This is a genomic window from Accumulibacter sp., assembly GCF_023806565.1.
In the GTDB taxonomy this organism is placed as follows: domain Bacteria; phylum Pseudomonadota; class Gammaproteobacteria; order Burkholderiales; family Rhodocyclaceae; genus Accumulibacter.
In genome coordinates this window covers 1-24,152 of sequence record NZ_JAMTDV010000020.1, presented here as the reverse complement: position 1 = coordinate 24,152, position 24,152 = coordinate 1, and the positions used below count along the sequence as shown (strand labels likewise).

The 24,152-nt window shown below is 63.1% G+C and carries 20 protein-coding genes and 1 pseudogene; 10 read left to right on the top strand and 11 right to left on the bottom strand.

The genetic code is table 11. The features are described 5' to 3' along the window. Positions 1 to 168: 168 nt before the first annotated feature. The 3 genes from egtD to NFV80_RS02325 form a co-directional block, all read right to left on the bottom strand. On the bottom strand, positions 169 to 1,125 hold the full coding sequence (egtD, locus tag NFV80_RS02335; protein ID WP_295326202.1) for an L-histidine N(alpha)-methyltransferase: 957 nt from the start codon (positions 1,123 to 1,125) through the stop codon (positions 169 to 171). After that, the gene (gene egtB / locus NFV80_RS02330) at positions 1,125 to 2,282 is read right to left on the bottom strand and encodes an ergothioneine biosynthesis protein EgtB (RefSeq protein WP_295326200.1); all 1,158 of its coding nucleotides are present in this window, start codon (positions 2,280 to 2,282) and stop codon (positions 1,125 to 1,127) included. Before egtB ends, egtD begins: the two co-directional genes overlap by 1 nt. A gap of 196 nt (positions 2,283 to 2,478) precedes the next feature. Then, complete coding sequence (locus NFV80_RS02325) at positions 2,479 to 4,671, bottom strand: SulP family inorganic anion transporter (RefSeq protein ID WP_295326198.1); 2,193 nt, start codon at positions 4,669 to 4,671, stop codon at positions 2,479 to 2,481. A gap of 219 nt (positions 4,672 to 4,890) precedes the next feature. Here NFV80_RS02325 and NFV80_RS02320 point away from each other — a divergent pair, with 219 nt between their 5' ends. Next, on the top strand, positions 4,891 to 6,156 hold the full coding sequence (locus NFV80_RS02320) for a hypothetical protein (RefSeq protein ID WP_296757698.1): 1,266 nt from the start codon (positions 4,891 to 4,893) through the stop codon (positions 6,154 to 6,156). 192 nt (positions 6,157 to 6,348) lie between these two features. Here the strand turns inward: NFV80_RS02320 and NFV80_RS02315 are convergent, their stop codons facing one another. The 4 genes from NFV80_RS02315 to metK form a co-directional block, all read right to left on the bottom strand. After that, complete coding sequence (locus NFV80_RS02315; RefSeq protein ID WP_295326195.1) at positions 6,349 to 6,510, bottom strand: hypothetical protein; 162 nt, start codon at positions 6,508 to 6,510, stop codon at positions 6,349 to 6,351. Between the two features lie 262 nt (positions 6,511 to 6,772). Then, positions 6,773 to 7,174 carry a hypothetical protein gene (locus tag NFV80_RS02310; protein WP_295326193.1) on the bottom strand — a complete coding sequence of 134 codons (402 nt, stop codon included), beginning with the start codon at positions 7,172 to 7,174 and terminating at the stop codon, positions 6,773 to 6,775. A 262-nt stretch (positions 7,175 to 7,436) separates the two neighbouring features. After that, positions 7,437 to 8,675, bottom strand: a complete 1,239-nt coding sequence (locus tag NFV80_RS02305) for an HD-GYP domain-containing protein (protein ID WP_295326192.1) — start codon at positions 8,673 to 8,675, stop codon at positions 7,437 to 7,439. Between the two features lie 109 nt (positions 8,676 to 8,784). Next, complete coding sequence (metK, locus tag NFV80_RS02300; RefSeq protein WP_295326190.1) at positions 8,785 to 9,951, bottom strand: methionine adenosyltransferase; 1,167 nt, start codon at positions 9,949 to 9,951, stop codon at positions 8,785 to 8,787. Between the two features lie 223 nt (positions 9,952 to 10,174). Here metK and NFV80_RS02295 point away from each other — a divergent pair, with 223 nt between their 5' ends. From NFV80_RS02295 to NFV80_RS02255, 9 genes are all read left to right on the top strand, one after another. Next, the gene (locus NFV80_RS02295) at positions 10,175 to 11,044 is read left to right on the top strand and encodes a lysophospholipid acyltransferase family protein (protein WP_295326188.1); all 870 of its coding nucleotides are present in this window, start codon (positions 10,175 to 10,177) and stop codon (positions 11,042 to 11,044) included. A 190-nt stretch (positions 11,045 to 11,234) separates the two neighbouring features. Then, a complete protein-coding gene (locus tag NFV80_RS02290; protein WP_295326187.1) occupies positions 11,235 to 11,381 on the top strand; it encodes a hypothetical protein in 147 nt (48 codons plus the stop codon). A gap of 362 nt (positions 11,382 to 11,743) precedes the next feature. Further along, positions 11,744 to 11,929, top strand: a complete 186-nt coding sequence (locus NFV80_RS02285; RefSeq protein ID WP_295326185.1) for a type II toxin-antitoxin system HicB family antitoxin — start codon at positions 11,744 to 11,746, stop codon at positions 11,927 to 11,929. Positions 11,930 to 12,137: 208 nt separating this feature from the next. Beyond that, positions 12,138 to 12,632: a hypothetical protein gene (locus NFV80_RS02280; RefSeq protein ID WP_296757695.1), complete on the top strand. Its 495-nt coding sequence runs from the start codon at positions 12,138 to 12,140 to the stop codon at positions 12,630 to 12,632. Positions 12,633 to 12,686: 54 nt separating this feature from the next. After that, positions 12,687 to 13,418, top strand: coding sequence for a hypothetical protein (locus NFV80_RS02275; RefSeq protein WP_295326182.1), 732 nt, complete (start codon positions 12,687 to 12,689; stop codon positions 13,416 to 13,418). Positions 13,419 to 13,828: 410 nt separating this feature from the next. Beyond that, positions 13,829 to 15,436: a glycosyltransferase family 39 protein gene (locus NFV80_RS02270; protein WP_295326181.1), complete on the top strand. Its 1,608-nt coding sequence runs from the start codon at positions 13,829 to 13,831 to the stop codon at positions 15,434 to 15,436. Positions 15,437 to 15,472: 36 nt separating this feature from the next. Next, a complete protein-coding gene (locus tag NFV80_RS02265; protein ID WP_295326231.1) occupies positions 15,473 to 16,594 on the top strand; it encodes a glycosyltransferase family 4 protein in 1,122 nt (373 codons plus the stop codon). After that, entirely contained in the window at positions 16,591 to 17,415 is an 825-nt protein-coding gene (gene rfaP, locus NFV80_RS02260) for a lipopolysaccharide core heptose(I) kinase RfaP (RefSeq protein WP_295326179.1), read from the top strand. Before NFV80_RS02265 ends, rfaP begins: the two co-directional genes overlap by 4 nt. Positions 17,416 to 17,449: 34 nt before the next feature. Beyond that, positions 17,450 to 18,886, top strand: a complete 1,437-nt coding sequence (locus NFV80_RS02255) for a lipopolysaccharide kinase InaA family protein (protein ID WP_295326178.1) — start codon at positions 17,450 to 17,452, stop codon at positions 18,884 to 18,886. A gap of 18 nt (positions 18,887 to 18,904) precedes the next feature. Here the strand turns inward: NFV80_RS02255 and msbA are convergent, their stop codons facing one another. The 4 genes and pseudogenes from msbA to NFV80_RS02235 all read right to left on the bottom strand — a co-directional run. Next, on the bottom strand, positions 18,905 to 20,719 hold the full coding sequence (gene msbA, locus NFV80_RS02250) for a lipid A export permease/ATP-binding protein MsbA (protein ID WP_296757692.1): 1,815 nt from the start codon (positions 20,717 to 20,719) through the stop codon (positions 18,905 to 18,907). Positions 20,720 to 20,900: 181 nt separating this feature from the next. Continuing rightward, the gene (locus NFV80_RS02245) at positions 20,901 to 21,113 is read right to left on the bottom strand and encodes a hypothetical protein (protein WP_295326174.1); all 213 of its coding nucleotides are present in this window, start codon (positions 21,111 to 21,113) and stop codon (positions 20,901 to 20,903) included. 207 nt (positions 21,114 to 21,320) lie between these two features. After that, entirely contained in the window at positions 21,321 to 23,612 is a 2,292-nt protein-coding gene (locus tag NFV80_RS02240; RefSeq protein WP_295329451.1) for a penicillin-binding protein 1A, read from the bottom strand. A gap of 133 nt (positions 23,613 to 23,745) precedes the next feature. Further along, a pseudogene (locus NFV80_RS02235) lies at positions 23,746 to 23,868 on the bottom strand (integrase); the annotation flags it as partial. Between the last annotated feature and the right edge of the window lie 284 nt (positions 23,869 to 24,152).

Sequence of the window (24,152 nt, the reverse complement as noted above, 5' to 3'; positions counted from 1 at the left end):
CGTTGCGACGATGGCAGCGCCGCGCAAGCGTCGCGGGAACGGGCAAGGTGTGGGAAGGCATGGGGATTCAGGGACTGTTGCGTGGCGACATTATCCACCAACGCCGCAACGTTCGCCCGTGCCGGCAGCAGACTTGTGGCAAGCGTGCGGGCAACGACCTCGGCTTGCTCACTCCATGCGTGCGGGTTGCAGCCAATGCAGCGAGAATTGCCGTGCAGCATCGACCCACAGCGCGCGCGGCGACCAGCCCGCGGCGCGCGCGAGTTGCCGGAAGCCGGGCACCGTATACTTGTATGAGGATTCGGTGTGCACACTGTCACCTTCGGCAAAATCGAAGCACTCGCCGCAAAAGGAGACGGTCTGTACGCACCGGCTCATCAGGTGCATCTCGATTCGTGCCAGCGGCGGGTTGTAGAACGCGCTGTGTGCAAACTGCGCCAGGTCGAAGTCGGCACCGAGTTCGCGGTTGGCGCGAGCCAGCAGGTTCAGGTTGAAGGCTGCGGTGACTCCGCGTGCGTCGTTGTAGGCGGCGTGCAACAGTTCCGGATCCTTGATCAGGTCGACGCCGATCAGCAGACTGCCGCCACTCAGCCAGCCCGCCATGCGCCGCAGCAGCCGCGACGCTGCAGCGGGATCGAAGTTGCCGATCGAGCCGCCGGGGAAGAAGCCGACGCGCGTACCGACCGGCGCCGGCAGGCTGAGCGCGACGGTGAAGTCGGCCACTACCGGCTCCACCCGCAGTCCGGGATGATCGTCCTGAAGCGCCTGCGCTGCCTGGACCAGATGCGCACCCGAGATGTCGACCGGCAGATAGCGCGCCGGCGACGGCAGGGCGGCGAGCAGCATCCGTATCTTGCGGCTGGCGCCGGCGCCGAACTCGATGATTTCGGCGTTGGCGCCGATCAGTCCGGCCATTTCGGGGGCGTGGCGTTCGAGCAGGGCGAGTTCGGTGCGCGTCGGGTAGTACTCGGGCAGCTCGCAGATCTCTTCGAACAGGCGAGAGCCTTGTTCGTCGTAGAACCACTTCGGACTGACCCTGCGTGGCCGCGCGCGCAGGCCGGCGATCAATTCGTGCGCGAAATCGTCGGCCGATGCTCCCTTCCGGCGGCGTTCGCTGCGCACCATCAGCAGTCGCGTGCCAGGCGCAGGCCGCTGAACTGCCAGCGGGCCGCCGGTGGGAAGAAGTTGCGATAGCTCGCGCGCGCGTGGCCAGCGGGGGTTGCCACGCTGCTGCCACGGAGAACGATCTGCCCGACCATGAACTTGCCGTTGTATTCGCCGATGGCGCCGGCCAGCGGACGAAAACGCGGGTATGGATCGTACGACGAACGCGTCCATTGCCAGACGGCGCCGAACATCCCGTGCAGGTCGGGATGCGTCGCGGCAGCTTCCCATTCGAATTCGGTTGGCAGGCGCGCGCCGGCCCATTCGGCGTAGGCAGCAGCTTCGTAAAAGTTCAGGTGGCACACGGGAGCGTCCGGTTGCCAGGCTTGCGCACCGTACAGCGAGAAACACGAGAGCGGCTGGTCGCCGTCCAGCGACCAGTACAGCGGTGCCTGCCAGCCATGCGTCTGGACCGCCGCCCAGCCATCGCTGAGCCATAGCTCGGGGCGGCGATAGCCACCGTCGGCGATGAAGTCGGAATATTCGCGATTGCTGACCAGCGTGGTGCGCAGCGCGTAAGGCTGCAGGCGAACGCAGTGGCGCGGCGTTTCGTTGTCGAAAGCGAAGCCAGATCCGAAGTGGCCGATCGTGGCGTCTCCTCCAGGGAATTCCAGCCAGCTTGCGGCGGGTTTTTCGCGGGTCGGCGGCGGCGCCGCGGCGCAATACGCCGGCTGCAGCGGGTTGAGCGAAAAGGCGTGCAGCAGGTCGGTGAGCAGCAATTCCTGGTGCTGCTGTTCATGGTGCAGGCCGAGTTCGATCAGTGCTGCCGTCGCGTCCCAGATCGTCGCGTCGGCATCGTCGATGAAGTCGAGCAGCGCCTTGTCCACAGTCGCGCGGTAGCGCCACACTTCGTCGATCGACGGCCGGCTGAGCAGTCCACGCTGCGGTCGCGGATGGCGGGGCCCAAGGCTTTCGTAGTAGGAATTGAAGAGGTACAGCCAGCGCTCGTCGAACACGCGATAGCCGGGCGCGTGTGGGTGCAGTACGACTGCCTCGAAGAACCAGGTGCTATGCGCAAGGTGCCATTTGCTCGGGCTGGCGTCGGGCATCGATTGCAGCCCCATGTCCTCGGGCGAGAGCGGTGCGGCCAGCGCCACGCTGTGCGCGCGCACGGCCATGAACTGTTGCCGAAGGCGTTGGCGTGCATCTGTCGGGGTCGGCGGTCTGGGCATCGGGTGCGGAAACTCGAAATGACTCGGGAAGTATCCGCGCAGCGTCGGGCCGCAGTCAATGTCGGCTGCTCAGCCGCGTCAACGTTTCGCCAGATTCCCCGCTTCCCGATCGGGTGCACGCAACCCGGACACGCTTTCCACACTACTCGAGTGCCCGGATTTCCGCGTTGGCGTAGCGCAGGCGTGACGAAAGGGCGCTGGCGACCCCTTCGAGCAGCTTCATCGCCACCTTCTTGTGTTCGTCGGCGAGCGTGTCGAAGGCCTTGCGACTGAGCAGGAAGAGTTCGGTGTCGCTGCCGGCCAGGGCGTCGGCAGAGCGTCTGGCACCGTCGAGAAACGACATCTCACCGAAAAAGTCGCCGCGGCCGAAAGTGCTCAGATGGTGACTCTGGTTGGCGTCGATCGGCAGGACGATGCGCACCTCGCCGCGACGGATCAGGCAGAGTTCGTCGCCGGCGTCGCCGAGCGAGAAAATCTTCTCGCCTGCGGCGTAGCTGCGCTTCACCATTCCTGATTCGAGTGCGGCCAGCGTCTCTTCCCTGCGGTTGGAGAAGATCTCGAACTCGGCGAGCGACAGCGCCGTATTCTCCGACTTGGCGAGACTGACACTGGCAAGGATCCGGTCCTCGACCCATTCGAGCGCATCGTGAAGTTCGTTGAACACGCGCACCGGACTTTCGGCCCGGACCAGGCCGACCTGGTCGAAGTAGTGCTGCATGTCCTTGCCGCTCGGCAGATTTTTCGGCAGATGGCTGATCAGGAGAAAACTGTTGCGCTCGGTCAGCATGTCCTTGATCTGATCGAGCATGTGCACGGCGGTGATATCCACCGACTGGACGCGGCGCATGTCGAGAATGACGTAGTTGCGTACCTTCAACTCGGGTTCGAGGGTGCTGTAAAGCTGATCGGTGGTGCCGAAGAACAGGCTGCCCTGCAACTCCAGAATCACCGTTTCCGACCCGTGCTGCTCGAGGATGCGCCTTTCCTCCAGCAATCGCACCTGCTTGGAACAGATCTGGTTGCCGTAGGTCTTGCGGCGAACGACGTTGCCGTCAATATGCTCGCGCACGAAAAGCAGGATCGCGAGGACGATGCCAACGCCGGACGCGGCAATCAGGCTGACGCTCAGGGCTACCGCCACGACCGAGACGATCACGGCGAAGTCGAGCATCGTCGAGCGTGCGGTCAGGAAATGCAGACTGCCAACGTCGATCATGCGCAGGCCGATGACGATCAGGATGCCGGCCAACGCGGCGATCGGAATCCAGGTGATCAGGGCGCCGAATGCCAGGAAGGCGACCAGGGCGAGCGCTCCCTCGATGATCCCGGAAAGGCTGCTCGTCGCGCCGCTCGACATATTGACCAGCGTTGCTCCCATCGTTCCCGCGCCCGGGATTCCCCCAACAGCCGCCGCGGCGATGTTGCCGAAACCTTGCGCGATGAGTTCGCGGTTCGAATCGTGGCGGCTGCGCGTCAGCGCGTCGAGCACGACGCAGGTTTTCAGGGTGTCGATCGAGAGCAGGACGGCGAGCGTCAACGCAGGAACGATGAGCAGTTGCAGCTCGTGCAGGCCGATACCGCCGAGCGCCTGCCAGCGTCCGGCGAGCGTCTCGGCAAAGTGGCTGTCGCCGCCGCCAAGCGGCCCGACGATCAGCGGATTGCCGCTCACCTGCAGCAGCGAGCGGTCGAACACGCCGAGCACGAGGTAGCTCAGGATGCCGGCAGCCAGCGCCAGGATCGCCGCCGGCACCAGCCTGGTGATGCGCGCCGCGCCGGCCATGACGACCATCGTCACGACGCCAACGGCAATGCCCTGCCAGTTCCAGTTGTTGAGCGCGACCAGCGACTCCCAGAACGGGGTTCCCTTGGGCGTGCCAAGCAGCTTCGGGATCTGGCTGGCAATGATGTACAGTCCGACGCCGGAAAGGTAGCCACTGACCACCGGGTACGGCATGTATTTGATCAGGCGGCCCAACCCGACCGCGCCGAACGACACTTGCAGGGCGCCGGCGAAGAGCGTGAGCAGGACCAGCAGCAGTGGTATCGTGGCGGCCGGTAGCTGTTGCTGCAGGCTGATCGCAAAGCCCGAAAGGACCGCCGCCGCCGGCGCACAGGGGGCGGTGATCAGGCGTCTGGCACCGCCGATGGCCGGCGCGACGAGGCCGAGCGCGGTGGCCCCCAGAATTCCCGCGAGCGCACCCTGCGCCGCGGCGGCGGCGCCGAGCGGTGCGTAGATGGTGACGCCAAAAGCGATCGCCGAGGGTAGCGCGACGAGCATCGCGGCGAGTCCTCCCCAGAAGTCGCCCGACGGGTTGTCGGTTCCCAATGTGCGCATGCTTCTTGCCTGTCAGTCAGTCGGTGGATCGTGCCTCCGACCTGCGATGATAGTGCAGCCCGGGTTGGCCGGGGAAATCCGGTGTTCACGTACGGTTTTTCGGCGTTCTTCGCTGGCGGGAATACCGGCGCGACATCGCCGCTTGACGGCGAGCGCTGCCGCCGGAGATACTCGTTCCGGTAGCGTCGTCCAACCCACGATCATTCAGGGGGGAATCTCATGCCAAGAAAGCTCTCGCGTATCGATCTCCATTACCGCCGTTTCGCTGCGGCAGCGTTCGCCGGCGCGCTGACACCGTTGGCCCTGTACGCGCAACAGGAACTGCCGACATCGTCGAAACCGCCCGTTTCGCAGGCCTGGATCGACGTGGCGACCCACCATAGCGACATTCCCGGCATGGCGATGATGGGGGGTGGGATGTCCGGCGGCATGGCCGGTCTGTTCGGAGGTGGCAAGGGTGGCAATACCTTCGGCAACACGCGCATGACGATGTCCCCGGGCAAATGGCTGGATGTCTCGGTGATGACGCGCAACCAGCCCGACCTGGCCGAGGCGACACAGGCCATTCCCCCGGCGCTCGGCCTGGACGCCGCGCTCAGGCTGCTTGCACCGCCGCCGGAAAAATACGACCCGCCGGGCAGGGATGACGAACCGCTCGAGCCCCGATACGAAAAGCCCAAAGGCAGGGTGCTGCTGTACTGGGGTTGCGGCGAAGCCGTTCGCGCCGGGCAGCCGCGCGTATTCGATGCGGCCAATGCCGACCTCGATGCCCTGCAGAAGTTTTTCGGCCGGATCCGCAACAGCACCACGCGCGGCGCGCGTTCCGCACCGGGCAATCCGGCTTGGCCGAACCGCGTCGATGACCGACGCGTGCCCGAGGGAGCGTCGCTGATCGGCGAACATCAATTCACCGGCAGCGGCATCGTCGAGAATTTCAGATTCACCCTCGGCAGCGGCCAGGACTTCATGCCCGCCTTTCGCATCTCCCAGAAAAACGCGGATGGCGCCACCCAGTTGCAATGGGCGAGCGTGAGCAATGCGCGCGGCTATTTTCTCTCCGCGGTCGGTGCCGGCGAGAAGGGCGACGCCGACATGGTGATCTGGACTTCGAGCGAGCTTCCTGAACTGGGCTTCGCCCTGATCGATTACCAGACGAACACGGCAATCGATCGCTGGATCAAGGAGAAATCGGTGCTACCCGCGAGCGCCACGCAATGCAGCGTTCCCCGGGGCATCTTCGGGCAGGGCGCGATGTTGCGGGCGATCGCCTATGGCAGCGAAGCCTACTTCGTTCATCCGCCGCGTCCGAGCAACCCGAAGGCGGCATGGGAGCCGCAGTGGCAGGCGAAGGTGAGAGTGAAATCGACCTTCATGACCATGCTCGGTGAAGCGCCGGCTCGGGCCGACGCCGCCGCCAGCGGGAGACCTCAGGCGAACGAAATGCCGAATCCGGTCAATGTGCTGAAGGGCCTGTTCGGTCGCTGATTCTGCAGGCCACTGCCGCTGGCAGGTCGCGACCGGGAAGGTCTGGCGGATCGATTGCGCGCAGTTTCTGCTGCCGGCGCCCCCATGTTCCCATCGCGCCGGCGGCAACGTACCTTTTCTCCGGCGGTTGCGGTTTCGCCATAACGCGTGGGGAGGGAATGGGGTCGGTCGATCGGATTCCGGGAACTGCTTTCAGGGCATGTCGAGCCCACCGGTTCCGGCGCCGGTCGGCGGGTGCTGCTTGCGATGTTGCGTCAGCCAATCGGCGATCCAGTCGATACCCGGTGAAGACAAGAAGACCACCAGCGCCAGGATCACAAGACCTGCGCTTGTCGTAGGGATGCCTGTTTCCATTTTTCTGCTCCTCATGCTTGAGATTTGCCTGCGTTTGCACGCCGATTTCGTTTCGGAGTACCGTCCGTGTTTCCCGATATCCGCGAATTCGTGGCAACTATATTGGGCAGAGGGAGTGCTGGCAAACGATCAGATCTCATGTGATGCATGAGATCTCCTCAGTCATCGTGCCTGTTTGCCGCTTCGGGCAATGGAAGGGTGCGGCGCTACTGCGGTGCCGAAGTCGGGGGCTTGCGCCAGCGGTGCGCGCGGGTGGCCGGCGTCAGTGCAGGCGGTTCGCGAATGGCGCCGGGCTGTTATCCGGGGAGTCGTCGCTGCACAGGTCGATGGCTGCGTAGTGTCGCAGGAGCGCCAGCCACTGTGCGTGCATCGTGCACGGGCTTGTCCGCTCGTCGCCACAACTCAGCGGGCAGGCAGCACAACGTTCATTGGCCAGGGCGTCGATGGCCGCCCGAATCTGCCAGCGCTGGCGATATTGCCGAGCGTTGGCGTCGATCCATGCCTGTGCGCGAGAGTCTCGCTCCGCCGCAGGAAAGCGTTCGACGTATTTCTCGATCGCGGCGAGCTGTTGCCGCAGGAACTCCGCCTCGGAAAAATCCGGATTCGAGAAATGATCTACGAAGCGGCCGAGAAGGGCGAGTGTTGGGTCATTTGCGAGATCCATAGGTTTTCTCCGAATCGCGCATGGGCAAGCGTTGATCTGAGAGTTTCTGGCTGTGGCAGCAAGCTCGTCGTCTGCTGCGGCCACCCGCGAAACTGTTCAAGCAATTTCCGTGCTGATCCGGATCTTCAATGCAAAACAACGGCTTATCAGGAGAAACCGACGCTGCGTTGGCGACGGTGTAAGAATGTCCGACACTTTTGCGGGAACCCGGACTTGCCTGGAGCCGGCCTGCGCAATGCATCGGCCGGTGCTGCGTGTGAATTCAGTTGCGCACGCCTGCCAGCCCCGACCAGATTTCGTCGAGATCGGGGAAGTTCCATTTGGTCGGGTCTTCCCGACTGACGATCTTGAGTTTGCACGCAGGTTGCGCCAGGTCAACGACCTGCGGCACGATGCGCACCTGGGCACGGGTCGAGAAAAATACCTTGACGTGCGGGGTGAGCAGCGACTTGCCGCCCTGTTCGATGACGACGCCGAGCCGCCCACAGCTCAACAGGACCAGTGACCCGATCGGGTAGATACCGATGCTCTTGACGAAGGCCTGAAAGATGGCCGGGTCGAAGTGGCCATTGCTCCATTCAGCCATTTTGCGCAGTGACTCGGCGGGGTCCCAGCCGCTCTTGTACGGGCGGTTCGAGGTGATCGCGTCGTAAACGTCGCAGACCGCGCCCATTTTGGCAAAGAGGCTGATCTCCTCGCCCCGCAGTCCTTCCGGGTAACCCGAGCCATCGATCTTCTCGTGGTGGTGGAGAACGACGTCCAGCGCCACCGATTCGGCGTTGCCGCTTTCGAGCAGCATGCGATGACCTTCCCGGGGATGCGACTTGATGATCGCGAATTCCTCGTCGGTCAGCTTCCCCGGCTTGTTGAGAACTTCGATTGGCATTGCCGCCTTGCCCAGGTCGTGCAGCAGGCCGGAAATGCCCGCCGAACGGGTCTGCACGTCGTCGAGCCCGAGCTGTCTGGCGAGTGCGGTCATCAGCGCGCAGACGGCTACCGAGTGCATGTAGGTGTAGTCGTCGGCATTCTTCAGGCGCGCCAGGCTGATCAGGGCACCGGGGTTGCGGCTTACCGAGTCGGAAATCGATTCGACGATTCTCTGCACGCCAGGAGCGTCTATCGCCCTGCCCATGCGCGCTTCCTCGAACATTGACTTGACCGCCTGCCGCGAGCGGGCGACGATCTTCGCTGCGCGTGCGAACTCGACAGAGCTCGGCACGCGCTCGATTTCGCGCACTTGGCTGGCTGCGCTGGCGAGTTCTGCATCGACTTGTGCCTGCGCTTCGGCGATGGAAACCGCCCTCTCGGCCGTCGGCAGATCCATGCCCTTGGTGCTGTCTATCCACACTTCCTTGATGCTGCTCGCGCGGATCGCATCGATATCCTTCGCGTCGGTGATGACGAAGGATGAGCGCCAGAACGGATGTTCCATCCAGGATCCGCAGAACTCCTTGAGATACATGCCGACCCTGAGTTGTTCGACGCGGATTCGTTTGAGCATGGCGATGTGGTGACTGGCGCAGCAGATTTGCGGACGGCCAGTCTACACCGCTCCGCGTTCGGCCGCAAAACGAGGGGCCGTCGGCCCCTCTGGTGTGCGCCTTGCTGCCTTAGAGGCCAGCTTCCGCGCGCAAAGTCGCCGCCTTGTCGGTCGCTTCCCAGGTGAACTCGGGTTCCTCGCGACCGAAGTGACCATACGCCGCGGTCTTTCGGTAGATCGGGCGCAACAGGTTGAGCGACTGGATGATGCCTTTCGGGCGCAGGTCGAAGTTTCTGCTGATCAGTTCGACGATCCGTTCGTCGCTGATCCGGCCGGTGCCGAAGGTATTGACCATCAGCGAGACGGGGCGCGCGACGCCGATTGCGTAGGCGACCTGAACTTCGCAACGTTCGGCGAGACCCGCGGCGACGACATTCTTCGCCACGTAGCGTGCGGCGTAGGCTGCCGAGCGATCGACCTTGGACGGGTCCTTGCCGGAAAACGCACCGCCGCCGTGGCGAGCGGCACCGCCGTAGGTATCGACGATGATCTTGCGCCCGGTCAGGCCACAGTCACCGTGCGGGCCGCCGACGACGAAACGCCCGGTCGGGTTGACCAGATAGCGGGTGTTGGCGGTCAGCAGTTCCTTTGGCAGGACCGGCTTGATGACTTCCTCGATCACTGCCTCGGAGATTTGCGCATGCGAGACGTCGGGATCGTGCTGCGTCGACACGACGATGGTGTCGATCGACGTCGGTTTGCCGTCGACGTAGCGCACGGTCAGCTGGCTCTTGGCGTCGGGGCGCAACCAGGGCAGACGACCGTCCCGGCGTACCTCGGCTTGCCGCTGCATGATGCGGTGCGCGTAATGGATGGGCAGCGGCATCAGCGTTGCCGTTTCGTTGCACGCATAGCCGAACATCAGTCCCTGGTCGCCGGCGCCCTGGTCGAGATCGATTCCCTGTCCCTCATTGACCCCTTGCGCGATATCCGGCGACTGCCGGTTGATTGCCGTGAGAATGGCGCAGCTCTTGTAGTCGAAACCGATCTCGGAGTTGTCGTAGCCGATGCGACGAACCGTATCCTGTGCGATTTCACGGTAGTTGATGTGCGCCTTGGTGGTGATCTCGCCCGAGATGACGACCAGGCCGGTCGACACCAGAGTCTCGCAGGCGACCCGCGCGGGGGGATCTTCGGCCAGAATGGCGTCAAGGACGGAATCGGAAATCTGATCGGCAACCTTGTCCGGATGCCCTTCGGAAACCGATTCCGAAGTGAAAAGGTACTCTTTGCTCACGCTAGGTCTGCTCCCAATGAAAAACCCCGAAACGGCCGCGTAGCCGGCTCCGGGGTTTGAGCAGACGACGCTTTAGCAGTATTTGGTGACCGCTCCTGCGGCTCCTCCGCCCTGCAAGTTGTCCTGATTAACTCGGCGGATGGATAATTATATTTTTTCCTTTGCCGGCTGGTCAAAGCCTTTGCACCAGCTGTTGCCAACTTTGTCACGACCGGATCAGCACGTGCTCACCGTCTTCCGTCTTCTCAGCCACCTGCCGCTTTCCTGGCTGCATGCTCTCGGCGCATTTCTCGGCTGGCTGACCTGGCTGTTTTCGCCGACCTACCGTCGCCACCTGCGCGAGAACCTGCAGCTCGCGCTCGGCGACGACGAGGCCAGGCGTGTTCACGCCCGCGCCGTCGCCGAAGTGGGCAAGGGCGCACTGGAACTGGCGAAAATCTGGCTGCGGCCGCTCGCCGAGACCGCGGCAAGGGTCGTCAAGGTGTCGGGCTGGGATCTGGTCGAGGCCGCTACCCGTCGCGGCAAGGGAATACTCTACCTGACCCCGCACCTCGGCTGCTTCGAGGTCACTGCGCAGTACCTGTCCACCCATGCCCCGATCACGGTCCTTTACCGGCCGCCGCGGCAGGCCTGGCTGCAAGCGATGATCGAAGCCGGTCGGGCGCGCGAGCAACTGCATATCGCTGCTGCCGACCTGTCCGGGGTGCGCAGCCTGCTCAAGGCGCTCAAGCGCGGCGAAGCAGTCGGCATGCTGCCCGATCAGGCCCCCAAGGCGGGCGAAGGACGCTGGCTCGACTTCTTCGGCAAGCCGGCCTACACCATGACCCTGGCGGCGCGACTGGCCGAAAGCGGCGCCAGCGTGATCATGGTCTGGGCCGAGCGCCTGCCGGGCGGTGCCGGCTATCACTTCCATCTGCAGCAGCCAACGCAGCCGATCTGCGGGACGATCGAAGAGCGTGCGCAACAGATCAACCACGAAATCGAGCATCTGATCCGCCAGTGCCCCGAGCAGTACCTCTGGGGCTACAATCGCTACAAGCGGCCTCGGGGGAGCGAGGCGCCTCCCGTCGCCGGCGAGGTCGCGCAGCGTTGAGAAGAGGCGCGCCCGTGCATTCTACAAACGGCCATTCTTGGCGCGCTCGCTTCGCGCTATGTCCACTATTATGGCGACGGTGACTCTCGATACGTTGAAGTCTGTGGAACAGCTCATCGCTGCGTGAGTACCCGAGGCGCACACCAGGGCTGAGGCGGTTGCGTTATCGGTGGCTACGCAGACTTCGGAGGTGGCGACTCCACACAACATCGAGCACTTGGCGAACCGGTTCGACCATCTCGACGCGAAAGTCTCCGGCGAGCTCACCTTGGTCAAGTGGATGCTTGGGGCGGTGCTGGGTCTGGCAATTGCCAACTTCGCAAAGCAGTTCTTCTGACCCAGTCTGGGGTTGCTGGAGGTCGGGTCTTTCTTGCTTCCGAAAGCGAAAAGGCAAAAGGGAAGACCTGATCCCGAAGCCACGCGAGGAATGACCCCCAACTGTCGCTGCGGCGGCGGACATGTCCTCCATCTTGCGCTAACCTCGCGTTCGTGATGAAGATCCCCCGGATGAGTGGCGAGGCGACATCGTGACTCAAACACGGCTACAGCGCAGCCGTTTCCTCCGCGTAGCGGCTTCGTCCAACGTTTCGCCCAACACGGACGCTTCGCGAGAGAGCCGGCTCGCGCCGGTTAGTTCCACTTTGGTCACCACAATCGACGGAATGAGCGACAATTGAGCTCTCGATCGTGGAGAAGACAATGGAAATGACCGCAGCACTCACCCCTGTCGAAGAAGGTGGCTACGTCGCCATGAATCCCGAGACCGGAACGACTACTCAAGGTGAAACGGTTGAAGAGGCAATCGCCAACCTTCAGGAAGCGACAACCCTCTATTTGGCCGAGTTTCCCATGCACGTGTGTGCCAATGCGAGAACTGACGCCTAGCTTCCAATTGCCAATTTCGCAAAGCAGTTCTTCTGACTCACTCTGGGGTCGCCGGGGGTCCGCGCTGTTGGTCGGGTCTTTCTTTTTTCCCAAGACAAAAGGCAATAGGAAAGACTTGACTCCCACCGTTCCCTCAAGGCAAAAGGGAAGACCTGACCCCGAACCCCGAAAAATCAGCCCCGCAGGGCGAATTTTGCAAGAGGCTCTAATGACAAAATGCTATAGTTTTACTCATAAACCCGCATCAACTGTAAAGGGAGCAATCATGCGAACGACAAAGTCGTTAATTCTCTCTGCTGTCATTCTTTCTTTGGCCGCCCTTCCGTGTTTTGCCGACGTATCCGAAGCCACCCATGTGCTACAAGGAGACGAAGCGTATAGTCCGATTGACGAGAGCCAGGTTAAGATTTTTGCTTTTAAGCCGAATGTCCCGTTCAAGGTAATCGGGGCCATCGAAGCCCACGGAATGGCAAAATCCGGTCTTCTTGACCAGTTGGATATACTTTCACAACTCGGTGCGGCCCTTGCCAATGAAAGTTATGGCCCCGGCGAAAAAGAGGACATGGCACTTGCGGTTCGTGCACTAAAAAGGGAAGCTGCAAGTATGGGTGCCAATGGGGTGATTATCCTGAAGCAAGCACAAGTCCGAGTCGGCCCGAATGCCACCGAACGCAGAATAATCGGCGCTGCAATACGCTACTAATTTCAATCTCGAAGACATTTGCAATTGTTAGACCTCTCATCCAGTTCGCTCACGATGCCCGGTTCAAACATTCCGATTGTCGATCCATTCGCCGAGTTTGATCTCATCTGCGAATTTCCCTTCGCTATCGATACATTCGCACAATTGCGAAGATATATTCGCGCCGCCAATGATTTCATTCCTCATGTCACCGCTCAACAAGGTGTAAGGATCACCGCTCGTATCAAGCGTGCGTCAGACCCTGTGTCAGTTGCAGAAATGGAGGCAGAGTTGGAGGCGGTTACTCGCGATGGCTCAACGGTTCTACCTCGACTTATTTGGGGTGGCATATTAGTATCGGTATTCGCGGCATTCGAGTATGGGGTGAAGAGGACTCTCAAGCATTGGCAAGCCACCGTTGGGCACTCGGCCGAATTTAGAATCCTACCGCGAAAAGATTTTATCAAATCCGCTGAAATATATACCCGCGATCAGATAGGGCTGCCTTTATTTAATAGCCAACAAACCCGCAATACGCTTGTTGATCTTAAGAGCTTCAGAAACTCATTTGCTCATGGGAGTGGTTTGCTGTCTGACCTACCAGAAAACTTGGTTACGGCGATCAATCAATGCCGAAATCCCGGCGTTTCGCTGGAAGTAGAAGACGGCCAGTGGGTTGGTAACGCTCGAAGCGCTGCTTACTATTTGCTCAGTAGCGAAAGAGCCATCCAGACTTTTGGTGAATCCGTCTTGGAGAAATGCATTGTCTACAATCGTAACAGTTCAAGGATCAGTAAGCCGTCATAGGCTTTCCAAAATCAAGGGTAGGTCCTTGTTGAAGAAATAGTTTGCCACGCCAGCTTGGCAAACATATTTTTCGGTTTATTGCTCGGTGGCAGTGTTACGCGTTAGCTACAGCGGAGGTGTGCAACTCTTACGGATTTGCCTAGCCCTAGGAACGCTCCCGATTCGCACTGTCTACGGTGTTCCCCTGAGTGACCGATGGAGCAGAAGGACCTGTCAGAGAATAGCGAAAACTGCCTTGCTATAGACGTGATAACCCATAGCAAGCCGGGCCAGAAGAGCTGGCGCGCGCGCAGCGGGTCGGGTCTTTCTTTTCTCCGCAAGAGAAGAGGCAAAAGGAAGGATTTCACCCCAACCTTTGAAGAGTAAACGACACTAGTAAAGGCCCAAGGAGTTCTGTGGAATCATCTTCAATGGATTTTCGCTTACCCGGTTGGCTGAGGCCGGGACTGGTCTTGCTTCTGCTGGCGTGCTTGCTGACCTTCAGCGGTTTGAACCGTCTGGATCTGCGGGAATCGACCGAGCCGCGTGAGGCGGGGATTGCCGCCGACATGCTGCAGCAGGGCCAGTTCCTGGTGCCAACGCTCAATGGTCGTCCATTTCTCGAGAAGCCGCCGCTCAGTTACTGGCTGCAGGGCGCGGCGATCTGGCTGTTCGGCTACGAGGCGTTTGCGCCGCGCCTGCCTTCGGCGCTGGCGGGAATCGCCACCGTCCTGCTGTTCGTCTTCTTTTTCCGGAAGTCACCGGAGAAGGACTGGCTGACCCTGCTCAGTGGCTGCCTGCTGATCACCATGGCGTCGTTCGTGGAGTACGCGCGAACGGCCGGCCAGGATGCGATGCTCGCTTTTGGCGTTTCACTGGCTTTGCTGTCGTTTTATTTCACCCGTGAAGACCGCTCGCCGGGCTTGTGGCTGCTCTATTCGGCGGGCATCGCCATCGCCACCCTGACGAAAGGAGTGGTTGGGCTGGCGATCCCGGGCGTGGTCATCCTGGTGTATCTGCTGGCGGAATCGATCTGTTTCGACCGGCGCTTGGTCGTTGCCAACTGGCTGTATCCGGCGGCTTTCGCCCTGCTGGGTTTGTTGCCGATCCTCGCCTGGCTCTGGACGCTGTTCGCCGCGCAGGGTTTCGACGCGGTCAGGGAAGTCGTGTGGACCAACAGCGTCGGAAGATTCGAAGGCGAGTATTCGCAGGGTGCGCATGCCGAGCCGTTCTACTTTTATCTGAAAAGATTGCCGGAAACCTTCCAGCCCTGGTCTGTGCTCTTGTATGTGGCCATCTGGCAGTCGATCAGGCTCCTCCGCAAGAATCGGCGGATGCTGTTCCTGTTCTGCTGGATGGTCGCCCCGTATGTCCTGCTCTCCATTTCCGCGGGCAAGCGTCCTTCCTATTTGCTGATGCTCTATCCGGCGGCGGCGGCCTTGCTCGCGCATTTCGTCGTGCAGACATTTGCCGCCGGCGTCTCCGCAAGCGGCCTGCGAAAAGCCCGTTGGCTGGCGGGGATCCAGGCGATGATCGTTTCGGCGATCCCCTTGTACGTCGTCTTTCGTCTGGTGAAAGTCGACGCTCCCTTGGTCGCCGGGCTGTGCGCCGTGGTGGCGCTGCCGCTGCTGTTCGTGCTCTGGCGATCGGCGGTGCGGTTGCGGATCTTTCCCTTTGCCGCAGCCTGCGTCGGCATCCTCGGCACGGCCTATGTCGCCTATTTCAGCTTCGTCGTTCCGCACGACGACCAGGGCAAGTCGGTGAGACGGGTGATCGAGCGACTGGCCGATTTTGCAGCATCGGGTCGGCCGATCGCGCTGTATCAGCCGACCGAACGGATCGAGGGCGCGGTCTCGTTCTATTTGCAGCGCGAAGTGCCGGTCCTCGTCGGCGAAAAGGCTCTGCAGCAGGCGCTGGCGGCAGCGCCCGATACCGTGGTCCTGCTCGATGAAGCCGCGCTGGTGGATCGCGCCAGGGTCCGCGATGAAGCACAGATCGACTATGGCAAGACGCGCTATCACTATGTCAGCGGCAACTGAACGGCGGCCCGCCGTTGCCGGTGGCGGCGGGCAATGATGCACATCGCCTTCTGTCTGTACAAGTATTTTCCCTTCGGCGGCCTGCAGCGGGATTTCCTGCGCATTGCGCTGGCTTGTCAGGCGCGTGGCCACGCCGTGCGGGTATACACGCTGGAATGGCGCGGCGAGGTTCCCGAGGGCTTCGAACTGCTGCGGGTGCCGGTTCGCGCGCTGAGCAATCACGTCCGCTACGCGAAGTTCTCCCGATGGGTCGCGGATCATCTCGCCGGACATCCGGTCGAGCGTGTCGTCGGATTCAACAAGATGCCCGGCCTCGACGTCTATTTTGCCGCGGACCCCTGCTACGAAGACAAGGCTCGCACGCTGCGCAGCCGCTGGTACCGCCTGTCGGCACGCTACCGCCATTTTTCCGAGTATGAGCTGGCGGTATTCGGGGTGAACAGCCGGACCGAGATCCTGCTGCTCTCGCCTGTGCAGAAGCCGCTGTTTCAACGCTATTACGGCACGCCGGATGATCGCTTCCACCTGCTGCCACCGGGTATCTCGCCCGATCGGCGGGCGCCGGTCGACGCGCCGGCCATCCGGGCCGCGTTTCGCCGCGAGTTCGGGCTCGCGGCGAACGACCTGCTGCTGCTGCAGCTCGGATCCGGTTTCAAGACCAAGGGGCTCGATCGCAGCCTGCGGGCGCTGGCCGCGCTGCCCCCGGCCTTGCGCGAGCGCTGCCGGCTGTTTGCCATCGGTGACGACGATCCGAAGCCTTTCCAGGTGCAGGCGCGAGCCCTGGCGCTCGCCGATCGCGTGCGCATCCTGCCGGGACGTGGCGACATCCCGCGCTTTCTGCTCGGCGCCGACCTGCTGGTGCATCCCGCGTACAGCGAGAACACTGGTACGGTCCTCCTCGAAGCTGTCGTCGCCGGCCTGCCGGTGCTGACCACCGCCGTTTGTGGCTACGCGCATTACATCGGCGAAGCCGACGCGGGTCTGGTCGTTCCCGAGCCTTTTTCACAGGCGGACCTCGACCAGGCACTGGCGCGAATGCTTGCCGACGACGAGGCGCGCTTGCGCTGGCAAGCCAATGGCCTGGCCTACGCCCGGCACGCCGACATCTACGGCAACGCCGAACGTGCCGCCGACGTGATCGTGAAGGGTTGCCGGTGAGCGCTCCCGAAGGCTTTCTCGAAGAACCGTTTCGCTCGCTGTGGGCCGGAAGCGATCCCTTCGTCGCGGTCGAGTCTCTCCAGGGCAAGATCTTCCGTGAACTCGAGGGGCGGCGTACCCTGCGCACCGAAGTGGCGGGAAAGGGCTATTTCGTGAAGATTCATCGCGGCGTTGGCTGGGCGGAAATCGCCAAGAATCTGCTCACGCTGCGCCTGCCGGTTCTCGGCGCCGAGAACGAGTGGCGAGCAATCCGTCGCCTCGGCGAACTCGGTGTCGACACCATGCGCGCTGTCGCCTTTGGCCAGCGCGGCGAAAACCCGGCGCGGCAGCGTTCGTTCCTGATTACCGAAGAACTGGCGCCGACCATCAGCCTCGAAGATTTTTGCCGCGACTGGGCGAAGACGCCGCCGCCCGTTCGCCTGAAGCGCGCGCTCATCCGTCGCGTCGCCGAGATGGCGCGCAAATTGCACTCGGGCGGTGTCAACCACCGTGACTTCTACCTCTGCCACTTTCTTCTCCATCTCGATCCGACGCCGACGGCAGCCCGGCTCCGGCTGTCGCTGATCGATCTGCATCGCGCCCAGGTCCGTGCCCGCACGCCTGCCCGCTGGCGCGACAAGGATCTCGCCGCGCTCCATTTTTCCGCGCTCGGCATCGGTCTGACGCAGCGTGACCTGCTGCGCTTTCTGGCAGTGTATTTCACCCGCCCGCTGCGCTCGATCCTGCGGGACGAGGCGCCGCTGCTCGCCCGTTTGGCGCGGGCGGTGCCGCGCCTGCAGGAGCGATATGTCCGCAAGTTCGCCAACCGGGATGCGCGCTGATGGGGTGGGGGTACGCTTGCCCGATCGAATGCCGGTGAGCCAGCCCGCACTGACCGGGGTCGGCGCCCTGCGGGCAGCCGGACGCGCTCCGCAATTGCCTTTCCGCATCGCGCTGGACGACGGCCGCGAACTGACGATGCGCCGCCTGTTGCGCGTGCTGCCGGGCAAGCGGCTGGTCGGCGAGGCGGAACTCGACGACAGCCGCGTGCTCGCCAAGCTGTTCATCGATCGCCATGGCGGGAAGCGCTGGCAACAGGAACGAGCGGGTCTCGATGCACTCGCCCGGGCCGGCATTCCGACCCCGGCCTTGATCGCCGCGAAGACGATCGCTGGCGGTGGTTACGCGCTGCTCACCACCTTTCTCGAACCGGTCGAGAGTCTGGCCGAGGCGTGGGCGCGGGTCGCCGGGCGGTCAGCGGACGAGCGTGAAGCACTGTCCCTCCTGGTGCCGCTGCTGGCCGCTTACGGGCGCCTGCACGCCGCCGGTCTGGTGCACGAAGACCCGCATCTGGGCAATTTCCTGTGCCACGCCGGTCACTTGTGGGTCGTCGACGGCGATGCCGTGCAGCAGGTCAGCGCTCGGCGTTCGTTGCCGGCAGCGCGCGCTCGTGCCAATCTGGCCATGCTGCTGGCGCAGTTGCCGCCGGCCTGGGATGACCGGCTGAGCGAGCTGCTGCCGGCGTATGCCGCAGCGGCGGGCGCCGATGAGAGCGAACTCGCCGGGCTACGCGAGGAAATCGCTCGCTTCCGGGCCTGGCGCCTGCGCGACTATCTCGCCAAGACCGTTCGCGACTGCACCCTGTTCGCGGTCGAGCAGAGCACCACCTGTTTTCGCGCCGTACTGCGTCAGGAGGCCGCGGCGCTGGCGGTCGTGCTCGCTTCGCCGGATGCTGTGATCGACGGCGGCGAGCTGCTCAAGGACGGTGCGACCTGTACTGTTGCCCGCGTGCTGGTCGACCGCCGCGAACTGGTGATCAAGCGCTACAACCTCAAGAGCCTGCGCCATGCGCTGGGCCGTCTGTGGCGTCCGAGCAGGGCCTGGCACTCGTGGCGGGAAGGGCAGCGCCTGCAGTTTCTCGGCATTTCGACGCCGGCGCCGCTCGCCCTGATCGAGGAACGCGCCGGACCATTGCGCCGCCGCGCCTGGCTGATCTGCGAGTACTGCCGGGGGCCGAACCTGCTGACGCACCTGTCTCCGGACTGCGCGCCGCCTTCCGCAGAGGCGCGGGCGATTCTCGACCTGTTCGAGTCCCTGTGCCAACAGCGCATCAGTCATGGCGACCTCAAGGCGACGAATCTGCTGTGGCACGATAACCGTGTGCTGCTCATCGATCTTGACGCGGTCGTCCAGCATCGCACGGCTGCCGCGCATGCGCGCGCCTGGCGGCGCGACCGTGCGCGCCTGTTGCGCAACTGGTCGCCGGGGTCGGCGCTCCATCGCTGGTTGGACGATCGCCTGCCGGCGGCCTGAAGTCCGCGAGGCTCTCGTTCAGGCGACTTCGTTCGCCGCTTCCTTCGCCGCTTCCTCGTTGAACTGCATGGCGTGCAGGCGCGTGTAGTGCCCGTTGGCGGCGAGCAGATCGGCGTGACTGCCCCGCTCGACGATCCGCCCGTGTTCCATCACCAGGATCAAGTCGGCTCTTTCGATGGTCGACAGGCGGTGCGCGATGACCAGCGTCGTCCTGCCGGCCATCACCTGGTCGAGCGCATTCTGGATGTGGCGCTCCGATTCGGTATCGAGCGCCGAAGTCGCCTCATCGAGAATCAGGATCGGTGCATCCTTGAGCAAGGCGCGGGCGATCGCCAGCCGCTGGCGTTGCCCGCCAGACAACATCACGCCGTTCTCGCCGATCAGCGTGTCGAAGCCATTCGGCAGCCGATCGATGAATTCGCGGGCAAAAGCCGCTTCGGCCGCTTTCTCGATCGCCGCCCGCGGCGCGCTGGCGAGATCGCCGTAGGCGATGTTGCGCGTGACCGTGTCGTTGAAGAGGACGACCTGTTGTGTGACCAGCGCGATATGCCGGCGCAGGTTGCGCAGCCTGTAGTCTTCGACGTCCACTCCGTCGATCAGAATCTGGCCCGAGTCGTGGTTGTAGAAGCGCGGGATCAGGCTTGCCAGCGTCGACTTGCCGCTTCCCGAGCGTCCGACCAGCGCCACCATCTGTCCGGGTTCGATCGAGAAGCTGACGTGGTCGAGCACGCGCTGGGTGCTGCCGGGATAGACGAAGGAGAGGTCAATCACTTCCAGGAGGCCGCTGACACGCTCCTTCTCGACAGTGCCGCGGTCGGGTTCGGGCTCTTCGTCGAGCTGGGCGAAGATGCTCTCGGCCCCCGCCAGTCCTTTCTGGATCGTCGCGCTGACCTCGGAGATCTGGCGAATCGGTTTCGGCAGCATGCCAGCCGCGGTAATGTAGGCGACCAGATCGCCGGCCGAGGAATCTCCGCGCAGCAGCAGCACCAGCGTCAGCAGCGCTGCCATCGTGGCGAAGGTGACGAGCTGGAGGGCCGGCGTGTAGCTGGCGACGGTCTTCACCATGCGCAACTGTTTGGCCGTGTTGTCGGCACTCGCCGCGCGATAGCGCGCCGATTCGTAGTCCTCGCCGCCGAAGCTGCGTACGACCCGGTAGCCCTGGATGGTCTCCGATGCGACGTGCGTGAGGTCGCCCATCGCGGCCTGAATCTTGCGGCTCTGTCGGCGGAACTTCCGGCTGGCGTGGCTTACCATCACGCCGATGATCGGGAGAACCGCGACCATCACCATCGTCAGCTTCCAGTTCATCCAGAGCAGATAACCGAAGAGGAAGATCACGGTCATCCCTTCCCGGAGCACGACCTTGATCGCCTCGGTCGCAGCGCCCGTCACCATCGTCACGTCGTAGGTGATGCGCGAGATCAGGTGCCCCGAATTGCGCTGATCGAAGTAGGCATTCGGCATGCACAGCAGACTGTCGAAGAGCGCGCGCCGCAAGTCGTCGATCAGTCCGAGCGAAACCCGTGTCAGATAGTAGAAGCCGAGATACGATCCTATCCCTTGCCAGGTGACGACCAGCACCAGCAACAGCGGCACGCCATAGATCATGTCGACCTGCCCGAGCAGCGGAAGCGGCAGTGGCATCGCGCCGCGCGGCGCGTTCAGTCCATCGACGAAGTATTTCAGGATGGCCGCCAGCATTGGCGGCGACGAGGCGAAAATCAGATAACCAAGCAGGCTGATCAGGAAGAGGCCGACGAAAGGGCGCAGATAGCCGAGCAGCCGGAAATAGATGCGCAGCGAGGAGACGGGACGAGTGGTCGCAGGAGGCATTCGTCGGCGCTACCGGAAATTCTCAAGGCGCGGAGTGTAACACGCGCCCCCCTCCACCCTTTCTGCCGCAGCGAGCGCTGCGAGCGGCCCCGGCAGTGGCACACCGACGACAACATCGCCCGCGGGCAGGCCGCGCCGGAGCGAGCGATCCGCCAGCCGGGCGCAAGCTCCCGAGCGTCTTTCAGCCGACTTCGGGGGCAAGCTCCGCGCAGACGGCAGCGACCGGGGTCGCAGTCACTTCCGCCGTTCCCTTCGAGCTTGCCAGGGTCTTGCGGAAATCTCCACGGACACCCAAGGCCGCCAGCAGAGCGCGGCCCTCGGCATCCTCCGGCTCGATCAACAGTGCGCAATCGTCGCCTTCCACAGCCATCATCACTTTCATTTCGACCTCCATGTTGCCCGCCTCCGGCAACCGACAGACGGGCCAGATTCCCAGCGGCTCGAAGCCGTCTTGGCGCCCGCTGCTCACGTCAAGGCGGAAGGTCAAAGGGCGACTGACCTATGGAGGCAGTGTCGTCGATTCCGTGCTGCCGGGAAAAGGAACTAGTGCACACCCGCGGTCATTCCGGTCTGCCGCGCCGGGTCATACGCCGCCTGCAGCTCAGTCCTCGGGTTTGCTGTTATCCACCGGTGGTTCCGGTTCCAGTTCGCTCGGGGCGTTCTCCTTGTAGAACAGCTCCTGCGCAGGACCCTTGCCGCTTGTCTGCGAATCGATGGCGACGATTCCCTCCGGCGTCGGCAGGAAAGCTTCGGGAGCATCCTTCAGCACTCTCGCCATGTAGCCGATCCACGTAGGCAGCGCCGCGGTGCCGCCGGTCTCGCCGTTGCCAAGATTGCGTGGCTGATCGAAGCCTATCCACGAGCAGCCGACGACCGTCTGCTGGTAGCCACAGAACCAGGCGTCGACGTGCTCGTTGGTGGTTCCGGTCTTGCCGGCAAGATCCTTGCGCTTCAGCGTCGCCGAAGCGCGTGCCGCCGTGCCGTAGATCGTCACATCGCGCAGCATGCTGTCCATCAGGAAAGCGTTGCGCGGATCGATCGCACGCAGGCTCTCGTCACCGGCGGTGAGCGGCTCGGCACGTGCCAGCACCTGCTTCTTCTCGTCCTGGATTTCGCGCACGATGTACGGGCGTACGCGATAGCCGCCGTTGGCAAAGACGGCGTAGGCCGTGACCATCTCCCACAGCGTGACCGAACCGGCGCCGAGGGCCATTGTCAGGTAGGGCGGATGCCGGCTGGCCTGGAAGCCGAAACGGGTGATGTAGTCCTGCACGAAGTGCACTCCGCTCGCCTGCAGCAGGCGGATCGAGACCATGTTCTTGGACTTGGCGAGGGCCGTTCGCATGCGCATCGGGCCTTCGTACTTGCCGTCGTAGTTCTTCGGCTCCCACGCCTGGCTGCCGGTCACCGTTGCCGGGAAGCTGATCGGTTCGTCGTTGATCACCGATGCCGGGGTGAATCCCCTCTCCAGCGCCGCCGAATAGATGAAGGGCTTGAAGCTCGATCCCGGCTGCCGCCACGCCTGCGTCACGTGGTTGAACTTGCTGCGGTTGAAATCGAAACCGCCGACCAGCGCACGGATCGCGCCGTCGTGCGGGTCTGCGGCGAGGAATGCCGCCTCGACTTCGGGCATCTGCACGATCCGCCAGTTGCTCTTGTCTTCGCTCTGCACGCGAATGACCGCGCCGCGACGCAGGCGCTTGTTCGGCGGCGCCTTGTCGTCGATCATGCGGGCCGCGAACTTGAGGCCGTCGCCGCTGACGGTGACGATGTCGCCGCCGCGACGGTAGGCGCGAACCTTCTTGCTGTCCGCCTGCAGCACGATCGCCGGATGCAGGTCTTCGCTATCCGGGAAATCGGCCAACAGCTCGTCGAGCGTCTCGTCCTGTTCCGAGTTGATTTCGCCCAGGTCAACGTAAGCCTCGGCACCGCGGTAACCGTGCCGGCGATCGTAGTCGAAAACGCCACGCCGCACGCTTTGGTAGGCCGCTTCCTGATCGTCCCGGAGGATCGTCGTGTACACTCGCAGTCCGCGCGTATAGGCGTCCTCCGGGAAACGCTCGACGGTCATCTGACGCGCCATTTCGGTGACGAACTCGGCGTGCATGGGCGTTTCATTGACGTCGCGCCGGATCACCAGCGCCTGTTCCAGTGCCGCCTTGTACTGCTGGTCGTTGATGTATCCGAGCTCGTTCATGCGCCGCAGGACATACTGCTGGCGGATGCGGGCGCGCTTCGGGTTGACCACCGGGTTGTAGGCGGAGGGCGCTTTCGGCAGACCGGCGAGCATGGCGGCTTCGGCGATCGTCAGATCGGCCAGCGGCTTGCCGAAATAAATGTGCGCGGCAGCCGCGAAACCGTAGGCGCGCTGCCCGAGAAAGATCTGGTTGATGTACAGCTCGAAGATCTGGTCCTTGCTGAGGTTGTTTTCGATCTTGAAGGCCAGCAGCGCCTCGTAGAGTTTGCGCGTGTAGGTTTTCTCGGACGAGAGGAAGAAGTTCTTGGCTACCTGCTGGGTGATCGTCGAGGCTCCCTGGCGCTTGCCGCCACTCAGCAGGTTGGTGTAGACGGCACGCAGTACTCCCAGCGTGTCGATTCCGCCGTGCTGATAGAAGCGCTCGTCCTCGGCGGCGAGAATGGCCTGCTTCATGATCGCCGGCACGTCCTGGATGCTCACCACCGCGCGCCGCTCCTCGCCGAATTCGCCGAGCAGATGGCCGTCGGCGGTGAAAACGCGCAGCGGGATCTTCGGCCGATAGTCGGTCAGTATTTCGAGCGACGGCAGGTTCGGATAGGTCAGGCTGAGAACGATGACCACCATCGCGACGACCATGGCGGCCAGTCCGAGGAGGACGACAAACGGGTAGATCAGCCAGCGGAGGGCAGTAGGCAACAGGGCGTCCGACGGAAAGGGCAAATGCCCGCCATTATATCGGGCTTGCCCGCGTACGCGTCGAATGCGCGCGGCCGCGTGCCGGTACCCGGCCTTCGCGAACAATGTGGGCCCTTGATGGCCCGGCGACGGTCCGCTCCACAGCGTCGGGAAGCGCAACGCCGCTGCGTCCTTCGGCTTGGTCCTTCAGCCACCATGCCCGGGCACGCGCCAGTTGTTCGCGCAGGTCAGGCGCCAAGCTCTCGGGCAACATCAGTTCGCAGCGCCGCGTTATCCACCGCCGGCCGGATTCCGGTTCGTCGCAAGCGACCGAACCGGCCGGCCGTGGATAACGCTCCTCGCCTCTTGGCGTCCATCAAAAGGGTACCGGTTGTTCGCCGTGATCGGCGGTATATCCAGCGGGTTCAAGTCCCGTGAAAGGAGTTGTCCGTACGCCTTTCTAGCACCGGGAAGCGGCGTCCGAGTAATCGGGGGTCGTAAGTTTCCTAGGGAAACGCTGATTTTATTTCCTTACTTTGGGGCATACAGGTTGTTGGGATG

Bases quoted from the DNA above. Each gene is read 5' to 3' on its own strand.
- NFV80_RS02265 (WP_295326231.1), top strand. From the start codon at position 15,473: ATGCACATCGCCTTCTGTCTGTACAAGTATTTTCCCTTCGGCGGCCTG.
- NFV80_RS02270 (WP_295326181.1), top strand. From the start codon at position 13,829: ATGGATTTTCGCTTACCCGGTTGGCTGAGGCCGGGACTGGTCTTGCTT.
- NFV80_RS02315 (WP_295326195.1), bottom strand. From the start codon at position 6,510: ATGGAAACAGGCATCCCTACGACAAGCGCAGGTCTTGTGATCCTGGCG.
- NFV80_RS02325 (WP_295326198.1), bottom strand. From the start codon at position 4,671: ATGCGCACATTGGGAACCGACAACCCGTCGGGCGACTTCTGGGGAGGA.
- NFV80_RS02285 (WP_295326185.1), top strand. From the start codon at position 11,744: ATGGAAATGACCGCAGCACTCACCCCTGTCGAAGAAGGTGGCTACGTC.
- msbA (WP_296757692.1), bottom strand. From the start codon at position 20,719: ATGCCTCCTGCGACCACTCGTCCCGTCTCCTCGCTGCGCATCTATTTC.
- NFV80_RS02280 (WP_296757695.1), top strand. From the start codon at position 12,138: ATGACAAAATGCTATAGTTTTACTCATAAACCCGCATCAACTGTAAAG.
- NFV80_RS02320 (WP_296757698.1), top strand. From the start codon at position 4,891: ATGCCAAGAAAGCTCTCGCGTATCGATCTCCATTACCGCCGTTTCGCT.
- NFV80_RS02305 (WP_295326192.1), bottom strand. From the start codon at position 8,675: ATGCTCAAACGAATCCGCGTCGAACAACTCAGGGTCGGCATGTATCTC.
- NFV80_RS02310 (WP_295326193.1), bottom strand. From the start codon at position 7,174: ATGGATCTCGCAAATGACCCAACACTCGCCCTTCTCGGCCGCTTCGTA.
- NFV80_RS02275 (WP_295326182.1), top strand. From the start codon at position 12,687: ATGCCCGGTTCAAACATTCCGATTGTCGATCCATTCGCCGAGTTTGAT.
- egtD (WP_295326202.1), bottom strand. From the start codon at position 1,125: ATGGTGCGCAGCGAACGCCGCCGGAAGGGAGCATCGGCCGACGATTTC.
- egtB (WP_295326200.1), bottom strand. From the start codon at position 2,282: ATGGCCGTGCGCGCGCACAGCGTGGCGCTGGCCGCACCGCTCTCGCCC.
- NFV80_RS02245 (WP_295326174.1), bottom strand. From the start codon at position 21,113: ATGGAGGTCGAAATGAAAGTGATGATGGCTGTGGAAGGCGACGATTGC.